This is a genomic window from Rhodococcus sp. NPDC059968 (assembly GCF_042738615.1).
Classification (GTDB): domain Bacteria; phylum Actinomycetota; class Actinomycetes; order Mycobacteriales; family Mycobacteriaceae; genus Rhodococcus_F.
Genome location: NZ_JBHWUE010000002.1, coordinates 1 through 18743, shown reverse-complemented (window position 1 = coordinate 18743; position 18743 = coordinate 1). Strand labels below are relative to the sequence as shown.

Annotated in this window: 16 protein-coding genes; 5 read left to right on the top strand and 11 right to left on the bottom strand. The window is 67.0% G+C overall.

All coding sequences use genetic code 11. The features are described from left to right. Positions 1 to 95 precede the first annotated feature (95 nt). Positions 96 to 1055: an AraC family transcriptional regulator gene (locus ACFWAY_RS02655; RefSeq protein WP_378509864.1), complete on the top strand. Its 960-nt coding sequence runs from the start codon at positions 96 to 98 to the stop codon at positions 1053 to 1055. A 52-nt stretch (positions 1056 to 1107) separates the two neighbouring features. Here the strand turns inward: ACFWAY_RS02655 and ACFWAY_RS02650 are convergent, their stop codons facing one another. Genes ACFWAY_RS02650 through ACFWAY_RS02635 form a run of 4 tightly spaced genes read right to left on the bottom strand, consistent with a single transcriptional unit; the run spans position 1108 to position 5996 of the window. Next, entirely contained in the window at positions 1108 to 1995 is an 888-nt protein-coding gene (locus tag ACFWAY_RS02650) for a carbohydrate ABC transporter permease (protein WP_378450668.1), read from the bottom strand. A gap of 3 nt (positions 1996 to 1998) precedes the next feature. Next, the gene (locus ACFWAY_RS02645; RefSeq protein WP_378509747.1) at positions 1999 to 3036 is read right to left on the bottom strand and encodes a carbohydrate ABC transporter permease; all 1038 of its coding nucleotides are present in this window, start codon (positions 3034 to 3036) and stop codon (positions 1999 to 2001) included. A gap of 12 nt (positions 3037 to 3048) precedes the next feature. Next, on the bottom strand, positions 3049 to 4314 hold the full coding sequence (locus tag ACFWAY_RS02640) for an ABC transporter substrate-binding protein (protein ID WP_378509746.1): 1266 nt from the start codon (positions 4312 to 4314) through the stop codon (positions 3049 to 3051). After that, positions 4311 to 5996, bottom strand: a complete 1686-nt coding sequence (locus tag ACFWAY_RS02635; protein WP_378450665.1) for a glycoside hydrolase family 13 protein — start codon at positions 5994 to 5996, stop codon at positions 4311 to 4313. Before ACFWAY_RS02635 ends, ACFWAY_RS02640 begins: the two co-directional genes overlap by 4 nt. A gap of 183 nt (positions 5997 to 6179) precedes the next feature. On the opposite strand from ACFWAY_RS02635, the gene ACFWAY_RS02630 reads away from it, so the two are divergent. Next, positions 6180 to 7196 carry a LacI family DNA-binding transcriptional regulator gene (locus tag ACFWAY_RS02630; RefSeq protein WP_378450664.1) on the top strand — a complete coding sequence of 339 codons (1017 nt, stop codon included), beginning with the start codon at positions 6180 to 6182 and terminating at the stop codon, positions 7194 to 7196. 2 nt (positions 7197 to 7198) lie between these two features. Here the strand turns inward: ACFWAY_RS02630 and ACFWAY_RS02625 are convergent, their stop codons facing one another. Further along, complete coding sequence (locus tag ACFWAY_RS02625) at positions 7199 to 8281, bottom strand: ABC transporter ATP-binding protein (RefSeq protein WP_378450663.1); 1083 nt, start codon at positions 8279 to 8281, stop codon at positions 7199 to 7201. A gap of 365 nt (positions 8282 to 8646) precedes the next feature. Here ACFWAY_RS02625 and ACFWAY_RS02620 point away from each other — a divergent pair, with 365 nt between their 5' ends. Both ACFWAY_RS02620 and ACFWAY_RS02615 read left to right on the top strand, forming a co-directional pair. Next, positions 8647 to 9651 carry an ROK family glucokinase gene (locus ACFWAY_RS02620; protein WP_378509745.1) on the top strand — a complete coding sequence of 335 codons (1005 nt, stop codon included), beginning with the start codon at positions 8647 to 8649 and terminating at the stop codon, positions 9649 to 9651. Then, on the top strand, positions 9636 to 9971 hold the full coding sequence (locus tag ACFWAY_RS02615) for a WhiB family transcriptional regulator (RefSeq protein WP_005253437.1): 336 nt from the start codon (positions 9636 to 9638) through the stop codon (positions 9969 to 9971). The genes ACFWAY_RS02620 and ACFWAY_RS02615 overlap by 16 nt, the downstream gene beginning before the upstream one ends. A 10-nt stretch (positions 9972 to 9981) precedes the next feature. Here ACFWAY_RS02615 and ACFWAY_RS02610 read toward each other — a convergent pair whose 3' ends face one another. The 5 genes from ACFWAY_RS02610 to ACFWAY_RS02590 all read right to left on the bottom strand — a co-directional run bounded on the left by ACFWAY_RS02610 (position 9982) and on the right by ACFWAY_RS02590 (position 17939). After that, on the bottom strand, positions 9982 to 11784 hold the full coding sequence (locus tag ACFWAY_RS02610) for a protein kinase (protein ID WP_378509744.1): 1803 nt from the start codon (positions 11782 to 11784) through the stop codon (positions 9982 to 9984). Positions 11785 to 11836: 52 nt separating this feature from the next. Beyond that, the gene (locus ACFWAY_RS02605) at positions 11837 to 12085 is read right to left on the bottom strand and encodes a hypothetical protein (RefSeq protein WP_005253439.1); all 249 of its coding nucleotides are present in this window, start codon (positions 12083 to 12085) and stop codon (positions 11837 to 11839) included. 89 nt (positions 12086 to 12174) lie between these two features. Continuing rightward, complete coding sequence (locus ACFWAY_RS02600; protein ID WP_378450660.1) at positions 12175 to 14727, bottom strand: LuxR C-terminal-related transcriptional regulator; 2553 nt, start codon at positions 14725 to 14727, stop codon at positions 12175 to 12177. A gap of 282 nt (positions 14728 to 15009) precedes the next feature. Continuing rightward, positions 15010 to 16818 (bottom strand): alkyl/aryl-sulfatase, encoded by a 1809-nt coding sequence (locus ACFWAY_RS02595; RefSeq protein WP_378450659.1) that lies wholly within the window; start codon positions 16816 to 16818, stop codon positions 15010 to 15012. Beyond that, positions 16815 to 17939 carry an AI-2E family transporter gene (locus ACFWAY_RS02590; RefSeq protein WP_378509743.1) on the bottom strand — a complete coding sequence of 375 codons (1125 nt, stop codon included), beginning with the start codon at positions 17937 to 17939 and terminating at the stop codon, positions 16815 to 16817. The genes ACFWAY_RS02595 and ACFWAY_RS02590 overlap by 4 nt, the downstream gene beginning before the upstream one ends. A gap of 173 nt (positions 17940 to 18112) precedes the next feature. Between ACFWAY_RS02590 and ACFWAY_RS02585 the strand changes: the two genes are divergently transcribed. Further along, positions 18113 to 18535 carry a hypothetical protein gene (locus ACFWAY_RS02585; protein WP_378450865.1) on the top strand — a complete coding sequence of 141 codons (423 nt, stop codon included), beginning with the start codon at positions 18113 to 18115 and terminating at the stop codon, positions 18533 to 18535. Between the two features lie 10 nt (positions 18536 to 18545). On the opposite strand, the gene ACFWAY_RS02580 is transcribed toward ACFWAY_RS02585, so the two are convergent. Next, on the bottom strand, positions 18546 to 18743 hold a 198-nt coding region (locus ACFWAY_RS02580; RefSeq protein ID WP_378509742.1), incomplete at its 5' end, for a transposase.

The window sequence follows — 18743 nt, the reverse complement described above, 5'->3', positions numbered from 1 at the left end:
TTAGCATTTCCCGACACCGCTTTCCCGGCGAGAGGGGAGTTGACCCCGTGGGAAGTCTGATCCGGGCCACGAACCTTTGGGGATACGGCGACCTGATGCGCGAGCTGGGCGCCGACCCGGAGTCGTTCCTCGCGCGCTTCCACATCCCACCGGGAGTCGAGCACGAGGAGGACGCGTTCGTGTCGTTCGAGTCGGTCGTGCACGTGCTGGACGCGAGCGCCGCCGACCTGGGGTGCCCGGACTTCGGGCTCCGGCTCTCGCACTGGCAGGGCTTGGACATCCTCGGGCCCATCGCCGTGATCGCGCGGAACGCGCAGACTGTGCACGGTGCATTCGAGGCGATCGCGAGCTACTTCTACGTGCATTCGCCCGCCCTGAAGCTGACCGTCGGGCCGCGCGCTGCAGGGGGCGACGTCCGGTTCGTCTACGAGATGACGGAACCGTCCATGCCCTATCTGCCTCAGGGGTACGAGCTGGCAATGGCCAACGGCGTCCGCATCCTGCGGCTGCTGGGCGGACCGGACGCGCGTCCCTCGATGATCTCGTTCGTGCACGACCAACTCGGGTCGGACGCCGCCTACCGGGATGCGCTGGACTGCCCTGTCCTGTTCGGACAATCGTGGTGCGGGTTCGAAATGCCCCGCGCCCTGGCCGACCGCCGGATCGACAGCGCAGATCCGGAGACCCGGCGCATTGCCACGAAATATCTGGAATCCCACTACCTGCCGAGCACCGCGGCGCTGTCCGAACGGGTGGCCGAGCTGGCCCGACGTCTACTGCCCACCGGTCACTGCAGCGCCGAGGCCATCGCCGACCAACTGTCGATGCATCCGCGCACGCTGCAACGACGCCTGGCCGAGGAAGGTGTGCGATGCCAGGACCTCATCGAACGGGAGCGTCGCGACCAGGCGGCGAGATACCTCGCCGAACCGAGATTTCATCTCAGCCAGATCGCCGGACTGCTCGGGTACACCGAGCAGAGCACCCTCAACCGTTCGTGCCGGCGGTGGTTCGGGAAGACGCCGAGGCAGTACCGGGCCGACCTGCACCCGTGAGTACTTGTTAACCGCGGGCGGTTAACAAGTACTCACGGGTGGCGAAGCCGCACTACTTGACGCCACCAGCGGTCAGGCCGGACACGATGCGGCGCTGCAGCAGCAGCACGATGATGACGAGCGGGATGGTCACGACCGTTCCCGCTGCCATCACGGACGTGAACGGCTCCTCGTGCGGCTTGCTTCCCGCGAACTGTGCGATCGCGACGGTGGCCGGCTGGGTCACGTCGTTCGACAGCTGGCTGGAGATCAGGTATTCGTTCCACGACGCGATGAACGCGAGGATCGCGGTGGTGAACAGTCCCGGTGCGGCCAAGGGCAGCAACACCATTCGGAACGCCTGCCGCCTGCTGGCCCCGTCGATCCGGGCCGCCTCCTCGAGTTCCCACGGCAGTTCCTTGAAGAACGCGGTGAGGGTGTAGATGGTGAGGGGCAGCACGAACGAGATGTTCGGGATGATCAGCGCCTGGTACGTGCCGAACCAGCCCATCGACGTGAACAGCTGGAACAGGGGTGTCAGGACGGCGACACCCGGGAACATCGACGCGGCCAGGATGATTCCGAGAACGACGTGCTTTCCCCGGAACTGCAGTCGCGCCAGCGCGTACGCGGTGCCGACACCGACGACCAGACCGATCGCGGTGGTGACGGCGCCGATGATCGTGCTGTTGACGAGTGCCCTGGCGAAGTGGTTGCCCGCCTCCGTCGAGAACACGCTCGCGAAATTCTCCAGCGTGACGTGGGTGGGCCACGGGGTGGTGTCGAACGTGTAGTCGGAGTGGCGGAAGGCGGTGACCACCATCCAGTAGACGGGGGCCAGACCCCAGACGACGATCACCGCCAGGCCCAGGTAGGTGCGGATGGAGGCGAGCGACGGTCCCCGGCGCCGGCGTGCCACCGTGGCCCGGGGAATCCCCGGTGTGACGACTGCTGTGGACATGGATCAGGCCTTTCGCTGCTGCTCTTGGGTGTCGATCACGTTGACTCCCATCACCTTCACCAGTACGTAGGCGACGGCGAAGATGAACAGGAACGTGATCGTGGAGAGGGCGGACGCGCTGTTGAAACCCTGGCGCATCTGGTCGATCACCAGGATCGACAGTGTGGTGGTGGCCGTGCCGTCACCGCCACCGCCGCCGGTGAGGATCGCCGGGAGGTCGTAGATCCGCAGCACGTCGAGCACCCGGAAGAGGACCGCCACCAGAACGGCCGGCTTGATGAGCGGCAACGTGATCGACCGGAACCGCTGCCACGCATTGGCGCCGTCCATCCGCGCCGCCTCGTAGACCTCGGCGGGCACCATCTGCAGTCCGGCGAGGATCAGCAACGCCACGAACGGTGTGGTCTTCCACGCGTCGGCGATCACGACGGCGAACCGGGCCGGCCACGTGTCACCGGTCCACAGGATCTCCGTGCCGAGCAGTTTGTTGGCGATGCCGTCGTAGGCGAAGACGAAGTACCACAGCTTCGCGGTGACGGCGGTCGGGATGGCCCACGCGACGAGGATGCTGGTGCGCAGCAGTGCCCGACCGCGGAACGCCCGGTTCATGATGGTGGCGAACCACAGTCCCAGCGCGACCTCGACGGCGACCGTGGCGACGGTGAAGAACACGGTGACCCACATCGACTGCCAGAACAGCGATCCCAGCGTACCGCCGGGGCAGGACACGGACGCTCCGGTCGTGTCGGTGCACCGCTGGAACAGCCAGTGCGTGTAGTTCGACAGACCCGCGAAGCCCTGGTCGACGAACTTGCCGGTGGCGGGGTCGATCGTCGGGTCCTTGAACAGCGACATCACCATGGCGCTGACCACCGGGTACAGAACGACGATGCCCAGCAGGATCATGGTCGGCAGGATCAGGAACATCGCCGCCTTGCTGGGCCCCTTCCGCGGTTGCGCGGGCTCCGGTGCGCCGGACCTCGCGCCGCCCCGACGTGGGGGAGCGGGCGTCTTCTCGAGTGAGAGTTCGTGAACGGTCATCGGCTGTCTCCTCTAGGACCCGGCCGCGGCGATCGCGGACTGGATGTCGGCGGCGGCCTGGTCCACCGTCTTCTCGCCTTTGATCGCGGCGTAGGCGTTGTTCTGCACGGCCCGGGTGACCGCGGGATAGAACGGGGTGACCGGACGGGTCACGGCGTTCTCGATCGACGTCTTCAACGTGGGGAGGTACGGGTACTGCTCGATCAGTTCCGGGTCGTCGTAGACGTCGGCGCGAACGGGGGCGAGCGATCCCTGCGAGAGGAAGAATGCCTGTGACTTCTTCTCCAGGAAGAACTTCAGGAAGTCCGAGGCGGTCGCCTTGTGCTCGGAGTACACGTTGATCGCGGCGCTGTGCCCGCCGAGTGTCGAGTGACCGGGTCCGCTCTTCCCCGGCAGCGGCGCCACCGCGAACTTGCCCGACACGGCGGAACTGCCCTGACCGTCCATCAGGCTGTACGCATACGGCCAGTTGCGCATGAACAGCAGGTCGCCGCTCTGGAACGCCTGCCGTGCCTGCTCTTCCTGGAACGTGACGGACTCGCGGGGGATGGCACCCGAACGGTAGGCGTCGACGAGCGATTGGAGCCCCGCCTTGGCTTCCGGGGTGTTCATCGTCGGGGTCACGCCGTCCGGTCCGAGAATCGACCCGCCCGCGGTGTTGATGGCCTCGGACGCGTTGACGGTGAGCCCCTCGTACTTGGCGTACTGCCCGGCGTAGCAGCCGATTCCGGCCTGCTGCGCCGTCCCGCACGCGCCGAGGAGCTCGTCCCAGGTCGCGGGTGGATGACCCACCAGGTCGGTGCGGTAGTAGAGCAGGGCGCCGTCGCTGGTCTGCGGAGCCGCGTACAGGACGTCCCCGTACGTGGCCCCCGCGACCGTCGCGGGAAGCAGGCCGGATGTGTCGATCGCCATCGGGCCCTCGAGCGGTTGCAGCCATCCGCGGGCCGCGAACTCGGCGGTCCACACGACGTCGACGACAGCGACGTCGTACCCGGAGTCGCGGGACTGGAAGTGCTGCACCAGGTCCTCGTGCTGCTGGTCGGCCTGGTCGGACTGCTCCTTGAACGTCACCTCCTCACCGGGATGGGTGGCGTTCCACTCGTCGATCAGCGGCCGGACGACGTTCGAGTTGTCCTTGCCCTGCACGTAGGTGATGGGCCCGCGGCCGTCCAGGTTCTGCTTCTCCGCCTGCGCGGCGGCGTCGATGCCCTGATCGGCGCAGGACGTCGCCGCGAACAGGACACCGACGGCCACCGCCGCGGCGGCGACGCGCTTCATCGCGATTCACCCGTTCCCGGTTCCGACAGCCACACCGCGGCGTCGGACGGGAGCGCTCCGCCGGTGATGCCGGCGACCGAACCGAGCACCACGGTCGACCCCGTGGGAAGTGCGACCGGCTCGGTGCCGGTGTTCACCCAGCACTGCACTGCGCCGCGCGCGAACGCGAGCACATCCGGGGGAGTGTCGAGCCACTCGACGGCATGCGGGGTGTCGAAGAACTCGCGTCGCAGTTTCAGCGCCTCGCGGTACAGCGTGAGGAAGGACTCGGGGTGGCCGGCCTGCGCTTCCGCGGTGTGCGGGGCCCAGTGCCCCGGCTGCGGAAGCCACGTGTCTTCCTCCGCGTCGAACGGGGAGAAGCCGTACGGCACTGCGTCGTTCGACCACGGGATCGGGACCCGGCAGCCGTCCCGGCCGCAGTCGGTGAAACCGGTCTGGAACCACGTCGGATCCTGGCGGACGTCGTCGGGAAGGTCCTCGACCTCTTCCAGTCCGAGTTCCTCGCCCTGGTAGATGTATGCGGTGCCCGGCAACGCCAGCTGCAGCAGCGCGGCCGCACGGGCGCGACGCCTGCCCAGTTCGTGGTTCGGTTCCTCGAGCGCCCAGCGGGCGCGCTCCCAATCGGTTTCGACCAGGTGGTCGGGCTGTGAGCGGGAGTAGCGGGTGACGGTGCGGGGAACGTCGTGGTTGGAGAGCACCCACGTGGCGGGTGCGCCGACGGTGGCCGCCTGCTCGAGTGCGTCGTCGATCACGGCGCGGATGCTCGTGGAACGCCAAGGGGCGCGCAGGAAGTCGAACTGGAACGCGGTGTGCAGCTCGTCGGGGCGCAGGTAGCGGGCCAGCCGGTCGTTGCCGGGTACCCAGGCCTCGGCGACGAAGACGCGGTCGGCGTAGGCGTTGGCAACGGCCCGCCAGCCCCGGTACACCTCGTGGACGGCATCCTGATCCCAGGCGGGGTGGGGGTCCGTGTGCTGCGAACCGGGAAGGCGCTCACCGGCATCGGGGAGTGCGGGATCCTTGGCCAGGCCGTGGGCGACGTCGATCCGGAAGCCGTCGACGCCCTTGTCGAACCAGAAGCGCAGGATGTCCTCGAACTCCGCACGGACCTCGGGATGCTCCCAGTTGAGGTCGGGCTGGGCGGGAGCGAACAGGTGCAGGTACCACTCGCCCGTGTCCAGGCGGCTCCACGCGGGACCACCGAACGCGCTCTGCCAGTCGTTGGGCGGCTCGTCGCCTGCACGGCCGCGGCCCGGGCGGAAGATGTAGCGGTCGCGTGCCCCGGGCTCGTCGCGGAGGGCGGCCTCGAACCAGCGGTGCTCGCTGGACGTGTGGTTGGGCACGATGTCGAGAATCACGCGGATCCCCAGCTCATGGGCCTCGGCGATGAACGCCTCACCCTCCGCGAGCGTGCCGTACGACGGCTCGATGTCGCGGAAGTCGGCCACGTCGTAGCCGGCGTCCGCCATCGGCGACGGGTACCAGGGATTGATCCACACGGCGTCGACGCCGAGGTCGGCGAGGTAGGGCAGCTTGGAACGCAAGCCGGCGAGGTCGCCGATGCCGTCGCCGTTCCCGTCGGCGAAGCTGCGGATGTAGACCTGGTAGACGACGGCCGTCTTCCACCAGGCTTCGGGGTGCCGGCTCGCGACGGTGGTTGCGGTCGACTCCACGGACTGGGTCATCGAATCTCCTCGGTGCGGGGATGGGATGGGTGAATGTGATGCGTAAACGTTTGCGTAAATAGCGTGAGGCACGTCACAGGGGGCTGTCAACTCGAACAGGGTGATTTCTTTTCCGCACTACAGCGCCAGGGATTCTGTGAGGAATCTACGCAAATATTTGCGTTGCTCGCTTACTGTAAGAACGTGATCCCCAAGCAGTCCGTCAACATGGCCGACGTCGCGCGTCGCACCGGAGTCTCGATCGCCACCGTCTCGCGCGCGCTGCGCGGCGAACGCGGCGTCTCCGAAGCGACGCGACTGCGAATTCAGCGGGTCGCCGACGAGTTGGCGTACGTCATCTCACCCGAGGCGTCGAAGCTGTCGGGCGGCGCGACGGGCCGGGTGGCCGTCGTGGTGCCGTGGATCGACGCCTGGTTCTATTCGCGGATTCTCGCCGGAATCGAACACGAACTCCGCGCCGCCGACCTGGACGTGATGCTGTACTGCCTCGAGGAGTCGTCCCAGCGCGAATCGTTCTTCGAACGGCTTCCCTTGCGCCGCAAGGTCGATGCCGTCATCGCCGTGGCGTTTCCGCTGACCGGGCCGGAGCGGGCGCGGCTCGAGGAGATGGATGTGACCGTGGTCGTCATCGGCGCGCACGCCGGTGGGTTCCCGTCCGTCCGGATCGACGACGAACTGGCCGCGCGACAGGCCGTCGGGCACCTGATCAGGATCGGCCACAGCCGGATCGGAATGATCCGCACCGTGGACCCGGAAGGTCTGTCCTGGGAGGGCGACATCGCCCGGGTGGCGGGTTTCCACGCCGCGCTCGCCGACGCCGGACTCGGCGACGACTGCACCGTGACCGTTCCCTGGGGAATCGAGGGCGGCGAGCGCGGCATGGAGCTGCTGCTCAGCCGTGCCGAGGTGCCCACCGCGGTGTTCTGTCATTCCGACGAGGTCGCCGTCGGAGCGTTGCGCACGCTGCGACGTGCGGGGATTCCCGTTCCGGCCGGGATGTCGGTGATCGGGATCGATGATCACCCGACGGCCGAGCTGGCAGATCTGACCACGGTGCGGCAGCCGGTCGGCGAGCAGGGGGCGGCTGCCGGCCGGGTGGTCGTGGAACTGCTCAGTGGACGGGAACCGGCAGAACGGGCGGTCGTGCTCCCGACCCACCTGGTGGTTCGGGGCTCGACCGCCCGCCCTGCGGAACTCTGACGTCAGCGCACGAGACGCTCGCCCGCCGCGTCGGTGGCGAAGATGTGCGAGTGGGCCTCGTCGACGCGGACGTGCACGACCTGGCCCTTCTCGGGTGGGTTGCGCCAGTCGACTCGTGCGACCAGGTTCTCGGTCCGGCCGTTGACGGTGGTGCGGCCGAACACGAACGCCTCGGAGCCGAGTTCCTCGACGACGTCGATCTCGAGTTTCAGTCCGCCGGAGTCGGCGATCTCGACGTGCTCGGGACGGATCCCGAAGATCACTTCACGCCCGCCCGCCGCGGTGAGGGCCTCGCGGGGGACGGGAACCAGCTGGTCACCGATCTGCACCCCGCCGTCGGTGACGGGCACGGTGAACAGGTTCATCGACGGCGAACCCATGAATCCGGCGACGAAGACGTTCGCGGGCCGGCGGTAGAGCTCGCGCGGGGACGCGCACTGCTGCAGCACCCCGCCCTTGAGGACGGCGACCCGGTCGCCCATCGTCATGGCCTCGACCTGGTCGTGGGTGACGTAGACGGTGGTGGTGCCGAGGCGGCGCTGGAGCTGGGCGATCTGGGTGCGGGTCTGCACACGGAGTTTCGCGTCGAGGTTCGACAGCGGCTCGTCCATCAGGAACACCTGTGGTTGCCGGACGATGGCGCGGCCCATCGCCACACGTTGCCGCTGGCCGCCGGAGAGGGCCTTGGGTTTGCGGTCGAGATAGGCGCCGAGGTCGAGCATGTCGGCGGCGTCCCCCACACGCTTGCGGATCTCGGCTTTGTCGTTGCCGGCGAGTTTGAGGGCGAAACCCATGTTCTCGGCGACGGTCATGTGCGGGTAGAGCGCGTAGTTCTGGAAGACCATCGCGATGTCGCGGTCCTTGGGTTCGGCGTGCGTGACGTCGCGGCCGCCGATCAGGATCTGGCCGCCGTCGACGTCCTCGAGTCCCGCGAGCATCCGCAGGGACGTGGATTTCCCGCAGCCGGACGGGCCGACGAGGACGAGGAATTCGCCGTCCTCGATGTGCAGGTCGAGTTGATCGACCGCCGGGACGTCCGAGCCCGGGAAGAGCCTGGTCGCGCGGTCAAAGGTGATTGTTGCCATGAGAAATGAATCCCTCCACCGGCAGGAACGTGCCGGACGATCCGAGTGTCAGGGGCGAGTCGGCTTGTGCCGACGGGAGAGAACTATGGCGCAGATCACAGGGCTTGTCCACTCGGGCGTGCGGCGGCCGGCGGGTTTCCGTCACCGCGTCGCCGTCGCCCCACTGCCACTCCGGACGAACGGGACGCTCGTTGCGTCAGATCGAACGAGCGTCCCGTTCGTCCGATCGCGAAGCGGCTGATCGGGGGCTGACATACCCACCACTTTGTTCTCAGAAAAACCAAAGTACGTATTGATAACGAGCTAAAGGTCCTCTAGTGTCAGCGTGACACCGCTCACTCGGAGATTTGAAGAGGACACGAGACATGGCTCTGACAATTGGCATCGACGTGGGTGGCACGAAGATCGCAGCCGGCGTGGTCGACACCGACGGAGTCATCCACCGGATGGTGCGTCGTGACACCCCGTCCCACGATGCGCGCTGTGTCGAGAATGTCATCGCCGAACTCGTCCGCGAGCTGGCGGATACCCACGCGGTGCAGGCAGTCGGCATCGGCGCGGCCGGCTTCGTCGCCGCGGACCTCAGCACCGTGCTCTTCGCCCCCAATCTGGCCTGGCGTAACGAGCCTCTGGGCGCGGTGGTCGAGGCGGCGTGCGGACTGCCGACGGTGGTGGAGAACGACGCCAACGCCGCGGCGTGGGGCGAGGCACGCTTCGGGGCCGGGCGGACAGGGCAGACCGTCGTCGTGCTCACCGTGGGAACCGGGATCGGCGGCGGCATCGTCATCGACGGCGTCCTCCATCGCGGCAAGTTCGGTGTGGCCGCGGAATTCGGGCATCTCAACGTCGAACCGCACGGCCGCCGCTGCGGTTGCGGCAACCACGGCTGCTGGGAGCGTTACGCCAGCGGGCGGGCACTCGTACGCGAAGCGCAGGATCTCGCGAACGTGTCGCCCGGTTTCGCCGCCGACCTTCTCGCCCGCGCCGGCGGACGGGCGGACGCCATCACAGGTCTGCACATCACCGCGGCGGCGCAGGACGGTGACCCCGCCGCGCTCGAGTGTTTCCGGGTGATCGGTTCCTGGCTGGGTCACGGCATGGCGGACATCGCGGCGTTCTTCGACCCCGACCTGTTCATCATCGGCGGGGGAGTCTGCGAGGCGGGCGAACTGCTGCGCGGTCCCGCCGCCGCCGCGTTCGAGAACCGTCTCACCGGACGCGGACACCGACCGGTCGCCGAGGTGCGACTGGCTGAACTCGGCGCGAACGTCGGCATCGTCGGCGCCGCCGATCTGGCCCGGGAACGAGTTCTCGGGCTCGCACACAACGGCTCACGAGTATCTGGAGGAGTGCAATGTCCAATCGGTTGAGTCTTCCCATTCCGGTCGCCGAGGTGTGGGACTGGCAGAGGGACGCCGCGTGCCGCGGCTACGAGTCGTCCACGTTCTTCCACCCCGACCGCGAACGTGGCCGGGCACGCGAGATGCGGGACTTCCGCGCCAAGATGATCTGCCGCGGATGCCCCGTGCTAGTACAGTGCCGGGAGCATGCGCTCAGTGTCGGTGAACCGTACGGCATCTGGGGCGGGCTCTCCGCGAACGAGCGCGAAGAGCTGCTCGCCAATCACCACGGCCGGGTGGACGAGGCCGTCGCGGAATCCTTCGGATTCGATCTGGCGCGCCAGGCCTGAGCGCGAGCGGTCAGCTTCCGGCAGGCAGCATGACCACTCGGCTGTTGTCGGTGTCCGCGACGTACACGTCGCCTCGGCTCGACACGGCGATCCCCTCCGGCTGGTCCAGCCCGGAGAACGGGAGAACCTGCTGCTCGTCCGAACCGGCGGCCAGCCGCAGAATGCGATTGTGGTTCTGATCGATGGCGTACACGGTTCCCTCGTCGTTGACCGCGACACCACCGACGCTCTGGAGGTCGGTGAACGGCAGAAAGCTCTGGGCGTGGGTGGCGGCGTTCCACGCGAGAACCTTGTTGGGCGTGCCGACGTAGAGATCCCCGTGTTCACTGACGGCGACGGCGAACGGGCCGATCACCGTCAGCGGCACCGCGACGGGCGCCGCGGTGACGTCGTGCAGGGCCATCACCCGATTGTTCAGCGTGTCGGCGACATACAGCGTGGCGTCCGGTCCGAGTGCGATTCCGAACGGCTGGTCGAGGCCGCCGAACGGCATCGGTACCTGGGTGCTGCCGTGCAGCATCGTCACGGTGTTGGTCACGAGATCGGAGACGTACACGTCGCCGGACGCACCGACCGCGACTCCCTGCGGAACCTCGAGTCCGGTGAAGGGAAGAACTGTCTGCTCGTACGTCCCGGCGCTCACTTTCAGGACCTGTTTGGCCGCGCTGTCCGCGATGTACAGGTCCCCGGTGCCCGAGACCGCGAGCCCGGCCGGACCCTGTAGACCGGTCAGCGGGAGCACGACCTGCGCGCTCGTCGACTCCTCGCCCGGCCAGGCGACATAGGCGACGGCGGCGGCAACGAGGACGCCCGCCAGCAGAACGGCGAGCAACCAGCGCGTCCGCCGCCCCGCAACCGTCGTCGGTTTGGTGGGCGCCGCCCCCGCCTCGGTGTCGGGACGGGTCACGTCCGGACTGCTCGCGCGGGTGGTCGAGGCGGGGTCGGCCAGGGCAGCAGGCCGTGTCACGTAGGCGGGCTCGGTCCACTCGATCGCGCGGACGGCATCGCTGAACTCACGACAGGTCGAGTAGCGCCCCTCGCGGTTCTTGGCCATGGCGCGCGCGACGACCGCATCGACACCGGCGGGCAGCCCGGGGCGCACCACGCTCGGCCGGGGGATCGGTCCGTTCAGATGCCCGTGCATCACCGAGGACGCCGTGTTACCGGGATACGGTGGTTCGTTGGTGAGCAGGTGGAAGAAGGTGCAGCCCAACGCGTAGATGTCGACGCGATGGTCGAGTTTCTCGCCCTCGATCTGCTCGGGCGCGGCGTAGTGCAGGGTCGCCACCAACATCCCGGTGCGGGTCAGCTGATGCGTTTCGTCCAGTGCCTTGGCGGTGCCGAAATCGGTGAGCAGCACCCGTTCGGGGTCGCCCGGCGCGAGCAGGATGTTCGCCGGCTTCACGTCACGGTGCAGAATCCCGGCCTCGTGGGCGTGGTCGAGTGCCTTCCCCGTCTCGTTCACGATGTGCACGGCGCGCTCGACATCCAGCGCACCGGATCCGAGCGCTTTCCTGGCGTCGGTGCCGGGAACGTACTGCATCGCGATCCACAATCTGCCGCCTTCGCGTCCGCGGTCGTGGACAGTGACGATGTTGGGATGGTCGAGATGTGCGGCGTGGTCTGCTTCCGACTCGAATCGTGACCGGACGTAGTCGTCGTTCGTCCACGACGTGTCGAGCAGCTTGAGGGCGATCTTGCGCGGCAGGTTGGGATGCTGGGCGAGGTAGACGGTGCCCATGCCGCCTCGTCCCAGAACCCGTTCGATCACATAGCCGGCAAACACCGTTCCCGGTTCGAACTCGCCGCTCACATCGGCTTCACCGCCTCCCGGGACCCTCCAACCATTGAACCCCGCCGTCAGGTCAGTCCGGTAGCCGCCGCATCTCGATGACCGTCAGTCCCAGCGCGTCGAAGCGCGCCAACATGCCCCGGAGATCCGTGGGGCTGTCGACCGGGCCGTAGAGCGTGGTGTCACCGGTCGTGACGTCCGAGACGTCCAACTCGGGGAACGCGGCCAGCACGCGATCGGACAGGGCGCCGCTGATCAGGAAGGCGTACCTGACCTTGCCGGGCCAGTTCGATTCAGGACGCACCACGGCGGGCTCCTTCATTCGCATCGTCGTTCCAGAACTCGGTCAGAGTAGATTTCAGGGTGACCGACGGAACGGCAACGCGCCTCACCCGCAAGTGGTGAACCGGCTCAGAGCAAGCCGTTGTGTTGCGCGGCGGCGATGGCGTCGCGGCGGGACGTGACGCCGAGTTTGCGGTAGATCCCGCGCAAATGGGTCTTCACGGTGTTCACCGACACGCACAGATCTGCCGCGATCTGCTCGGCGGTCCGCCACGACGGAAGCTCCACGAGGAGTTCCAGTTCGCGGGGGGTCAACATGTCGGACGCGGCGCTCTCCGACCGCGGGAACGACGCCCGGAGCCTCTCCGCGAAGGGTTCGAGGACACCGAACCGGCCGGTGCTCCGCACGAGCAGTTCTCGGATCTGTGGTCCGCAGTCGTGGAACGGGCGCAACACCGACTGTGGCTCCGCGAGACGCAACGCCTCGGTGAGCGCGCTGTGGGCACGTGAATCATGTTTGCGGGCAAGCGCGATCGATGCGTCCACGAGCCACACCGCGATCAGGTTGGTTCCCGCCGCGCACTCCAGTTCACCGTCCAGGACGGGTTGGAGTGTCTTACGGGCCAGGTCGAGGCGATGAAGGTGCAGATGGACGATCGCCTCGACGAGCGCTGTGTCGCCGGTGGGTCCGAGGAGGGCATGCGTCTCGGTCGCCAGCTCGTGCGCCCACCCGGTCTCACCGGCGGACAGATACGCGTACTGGATGGCGGGCAGCAACACCGCCCGGATCCCGGGTGGTACCGGCAACGAGGACGACACGGGGCTCTCCGCGTGCAGCGTCGTCACCGAACTGTGCCGGTGTCCGGACTCGTCGAGACCGAACAGCGTGGCGGCGCCGTCGGCGAAACTCGCCGTCCCGGTGTTCGCGCGCCGCAGCGCCTCGGCGGACTCGGCGGCGAGACGGGCGGCATCGGGGTCCATCCGGATGTAGCGGCACCAGGAGTCGATGAGCTTCGTCAACTGGAATGTCGGATCGCTCGTTGCCGAATGCGTCCGGCCGATCGTGAGTGCCTCGTCCGCCAGTGCGGATGCCCGCACCACGTCCCCCCGCGACATCGCGATGCCGCCGAGAGTCCCGAGGCAGTACATGACGCCCAGCGACGCATCGCCGAGTCGAGCGTGAGCCAGCGACTTCCCGAGCACGACCTCCGACTCGTCGTTCCGCCCCAGGAACAGCAGCGCGCGCCCTTCCTGGAGCAGGACGAACGCGTCGAGGTCCGGATCTCCGCTCGATCCGACACCCACGCTGCGCAGCCGGTTCAGGGCGGTCTCGATGCCGCCGGTGCCGATCGCGGTCTGCACCCGGAGCGATTCGCGGAGCAGCAGGTGTAACCGGGACTCGGCGGCGCCGTCCACCAGCAACCCCGACCGCCTGCGGTCGAGAAGTTCGAGGGTGGACGTGGCCACCGGGATGTTGCCCGATGCGAGCGCCGCGGCGGCGCGGATGAGCCGCGCAGACGGGTGGTCCTGCGAAGAGCGAGGTGCTCGCGTGAGAAGCCGGTCGACGGCCTCCCCATGACCTCCGACGATCAGGGCCAACGAAGTCCGGGCGAGCAGCGCCACGATCTCGTCGTGATCACCGGAGTTCACCGCGTGTTCGAGTGCGAGCAGCCCGTCCCCGAATTCGTCGTGCCAATGGGCGGCCGTCAATTCGAGATGCTCGACTTCGACGTGTCCGATCCGGCTGATCTCCGCCCGCAGATAACTCCGCAGAAGCGGGTGGTAGCGATAGTGCGTGGGGCTGTCGGTGATTCGGCTGATCAGGAAATTGTGGTGCTCGAGCCAGTCGATGTTGCCGTGCGCATCCGTGCAGCCGGTGAGCTTCTCCGCGAGTTCGACTGTGAACGAGACAGGTACGGACGTGCGCAGCAGGAACTCGCGCATCTCGTCGGTCTGGCCGGCGAGGACCTCCTCGATGAGATAGTCGGCGACGGCCCGGCGGTCGCCCGTGAACTCGGCGATCAATCGGCTCGGGTCCGGGTGGCCTTCCAAAGACATTCCCGCCAGGCGAATTCCGGCCGCCCAGCCCTCCGTGCGATCCATCAGCGCGTCGAGATCGTCCGGACTCAGTACGACGTCGTGCTCGTCGAGCATCTCGGCCGCCTCGTCGGACGTGAACGCGAGATCCTTTGCCGTGAGCGTGAACAGCTTGCCGTCCAGGCGAAGTCGCTGCAGCGCGAGGGGCGGCTCGAACCGCCCGATGATGACTGTCCGCAGCATCGGAGGTTGCCAGCGCATGAACGACTCGAGGTCGGTGAGGACGTCGGTGTCGCGGAGGAGGTGGGCGTCGTCGATGACCATCCAGATGTTTTCGCCGAGTTCGTGCAACGCGGCCGACAAGTGCGCGCCGAGGTCCGGTGACTCGGAATCGAGCCCGGCGCATGTCTTCTGCAGGCGAGGATTTCCGGTGTCGGTGAGTGAGCGGAGGATCGCCCGGTGGACGACGTCGAGGTCGTTGTGCCGCTCCTCGATCGTGAGCCAGGCAATGGTCGGAGCGTCGTCGGCGGCGAGCACCTCCCGTGCCCAGTCGGCCACGGCGCGCGTCTTACCCGACCCGGCCGGTGCGCAGACGAGCGCCACTGGGCATGGGTGGGCGTCGTCGGTGAGTGCTTCGGTGAGCATGGTGTGCAGGCGGGTCCGGGTAACCGTCCGACCCCCTGCACTCGAAGGTATTCGAGTACTCAGATGAAATTCCCCGAGAGGTGCTGCCGTCACGCCGACCCCCAATTCTCGCTGCACCGAGAAACGATCTTCGACAAACGCCAATCCCCGACGCCGTCGGCCGGTGGGAGTATTTTAGCGAGAATGCGTTGTCTTGTGTGGGTGAACGTATTTTCCGGCTGCGGCGCCCGTGCGCCGTTCTGGTTGTCCCAGCTACCAAAACGGCGCACGGGCGCGGAGTGCCTACGGCGTGACGATCGGGAACGTGTTGTCCGGTGCGTCGAGCAGTTCGGTGAGGACCAGCAGCTTCGACGGGTCGCCCGTCACGTCGATGCCCTCCAGTCCCTTGCCGGCGAACAGTCCGAGCAATTGCATCTTCGTGAGGGTCAGCGAGACGTCCGGTTGCGTCGTGGTCTTCGGCGCGAGCGTCTGGATGAGCGCACCGTTGGACAGCGTGGTCCGGTAGTGCGCTTCGGGTTCGGTGAAGTGCCACTCCGCGACGAGGGACTTGTCCCAGGCTCGTGGGCCGTTGATTCGGAGGGCGACGGAGTCGAATATTTGCTCGATCGTCAGGGCGCTCAGCATGTCTGCGCCGAGGTCGCTGAGTGGCGGTGCGGTGATTCCGCCGCGCAGTTCGAGGGCCCCGGTGAGGTAGAAGTTACGCCACGTCGCGTTCTCGGCACCGAACCCGAGTTGCTCATACGTGCGGGCCAGTAGGTCCTTGGCTGCACCGTCGGAGGGGTCGGCGAAAACGGCGTGCTTGAGCAGTTCGGCGGCGAACCGCAGATCGCCTCGCTCGAGGTATTGCGTCGCCTTCGACCGGACCTGTTCCTGGCCGCCCATGCACTGGACGTAGCGTGTGGCCGCGTTCTCGGGCGGATGCTGCCACAGCGACGTCGGGTTGCCGTCGAACCAGCCCATGTACCGCTGGTAGATCGCCTTCACGTTGTGGCTGACGGATCCGTAGTAGCCGCGTGCGTGCCAGGCGCTTTCGAGCGCGGGTGGCAGCGGGAAGTCCTCGGCGATCTCGATTCCCGTCATCCCCGCGTTGAGCATTCGCAGCGTCTGGTCGTGCAGGTACTGGTACAGGTCGCGCTGCTGCGACAGGAATGTCACCACCCGGTCGCGACCCCACGTCGGCCAGTGATGGGAGGCGAACGCGACGTCGTAGTCGCCGTCGAACATCTCGATCGCCTGATCGAGATATCGCGACCAGGCGCGGGGATTCCGGACCAGCGCGCCCCGCAACGTGAGGAGATTGTGCAGATTGTGGGTGGCGTTCTCGGCCATGCACAGTGCCCGGTGGTCCGGGAACAGGAAGTTCATCTCGGCGGGGGCCTCGGTTCCCGGCGTCACCTGGAAGATGATCCGGATACCGTCGACGGTCTCCTCCTGACCGGTGTGGGTGATGTCGACGGTCGGTGGGATCAGTCCGGGCCGACCCGTCGAGGTGTTCGTTCCGAGCCCCGCCCCGAGGTGCCCGCGCGGACCCTTGGGGAGCAGCGGTCCGTACATGTAGGTGGCGCGCCGGCCCATTGCAGTTCCGGCATAGATGTTTTCGGAGACCGCGTGTTCGAGGAACCCCTCGGGGGCGAGGATCGGGACGTCGCCGCGACCGTCCGGGAGTACGCCGACGACACCGCCGAAGTGATCGATGTGGGAGTGCGTGTAGATCACTCCGGTGACGGGCCGATCGCCACGGTTCTTCCGGTACAGCGCGAGCGCGGCGGCCGCGGTGTCCTGCGAAATCAGCGGGTCGATGACCAGGACACCCGTCTCGCCCTCGACGATCGTCATGTTGGACAGGTCGATACCGCGTAGCTGGTAGATGCCCTCGGTGACCTCGTACAGACCGTCCTTCGCGCACAGTTGCGACTGACGCCAGAGGCTCGGGTGGGCGGTGTCCGGACAGTCACCGTTCAGGAACGAATACTCCTGCATGTCCCACACCACGCGACCGTCCCCGTCCGTGACGGTGCAGGGGTCGAGGCGATCGACGAAACCGCGGTCGGCGTCCTCGAAATCGGTGGTGTCCGAGAAATCGGGTGTCATGATTCTTCCTTTTCGTGTCTCGGTGGGGCAGGGGCAGTGACCGGTGGAGGGGGAGGGGGAGCGCTGCTGAGGATCGTGTTCACCCACCGCGTGGACGGGTCGATGTCGATCAGCAGCGCCTTCGCCATCAGGGTCAGCGGGATGGCCAGGATCGCGCCGAGGGGCCCGAGGATCCACGTCCAGAACACCAGCGACAGGAACGTGAACGTCACGGACAGGCCCACCGCGTCACCGACGAACTTCGGCTGGATCACGGACTGGATGATGACGTTGATGACGCTGTACACGACGATGACCGTCAGCATCAGTCCCGGACCACCCTGGAGCAGCGCGAGCAGGGCGGGCGGAACGAGCCCGAGGACGAAGCCGACGTTCGGGATGTAGTTGGTGATGAACGACAGCAGTCCCCACAGGATCGGCAGCGGAATCCCCAGCGCCCACAGTGCCCCGGTGTCGATGACGGCGACGATCAGTCCGAAGACCGTGGACACGATCAGGTACTTGCGGGTGCCGACGGAAAAGGCGGAGAGAGCGGTGGCGATGTCGGGGCGCATCTGAGTGACGATCCGCATCCGCGAACCGTAGGAGCTTCCGTCGACGGCCATGAACAGCAGAAGGGCGAGGACGAACAGCAGATTCGAGAAGACACCCAGCATCGCCTGCAGGATCCCCTCCACGAGACCGAACACCTTGCTGTAATCCACCTGGGAGAGCAGGGTCTGGGCGTCGGTGGAATTCACACCGTTGCTGTTCAGGAAACTCTGGGCGCTGTCGATGAGGGCGGTGAAGTCGTCCGCGTACTCCGGTAGAAGCGTGGCGAGCTGGGCGACCGACAGGGCCAGCGACAGCACGAGGACGAGAATGATGCTGTTGACGACCAGGATCGCCACGATCGTCGCGAGCCAGGCCGGGACACCCTTCCGGTGAAGCCATTCGGGCAGCGGGTGAACCGCGACGGTGAGCATGAGAGCGAGGAAGATCGGGCCGACTATCGACGCGGCCACCTGGATCCCCGCGACGGTGACGACCAGCGCGGCCAGGCCGAGAATCACGATCAGGCCCCGAGGCATCGACCACCGAGAATCCGGCGCCGCGCCGGATACGTCCTGCGGATCGGTCATCGCGTGTCCCTTCGCAACAATCGGCCAACCGGGATGCCCCGAATCGACTGTCGCACCCGGCCGACGACGACACATCATCCGTTGCAGATGAGGATCACCCGGCGCGGATGATGCCGACACGCCCCGAGAAGCCGCACGATTCCACTGTTCGAGTACATCCTTTCGAGAAGGGCATGGACATGACGACAACTCCGGAGTCCAGGACCACCAGCCCTGTCAAACAGGGTTTTGCCGCAGGAACGTCGCTGGCAGCGGCGATATTGCTGCTGACCGTCGGCGTGATCTCCTTCTTCCAGGGCATCGCCGCGGTCGCCTCCGACAACCTGCTGGTCATCGGCGTCGAGTACACCTACCAGTTCGACACCACCGCGTGGGGATGGATCCACATCCTTCTGGGCGTCATCCTGGTCATCAGCGCGATCGGCCTCATGACGGGCGCCACCTGGGCCCGTGTCGTGGCAGTCTGCATCGCCGCGCTGTCGATCCTCGCGAACTTCCTCTGGCTGCCCTACTACCCGCTGTGGTCGATCCTGATCATCGCGCTCGACGTCGTCGTGATCTGGGCGGTCACCACCTGGGACACCGCCAGGGACTAGAGCGTGTCTGCTATTTACGGACACGATGATGAATGACGAGCGCAGCGAAGAGTACGCCACCGAGGTAGGTGGTGGCGTACTTGTCGTAGCGAGTGGCGATGCCACGCCACTGCTTGAGACGCCCGAAACCACGCTCGACGGTGTTGCGTTCGCGGTAGCGGTCCTTGTCGAACGCCGGCGGTCGACCCCCGGCCGATCCTTTCGCCTT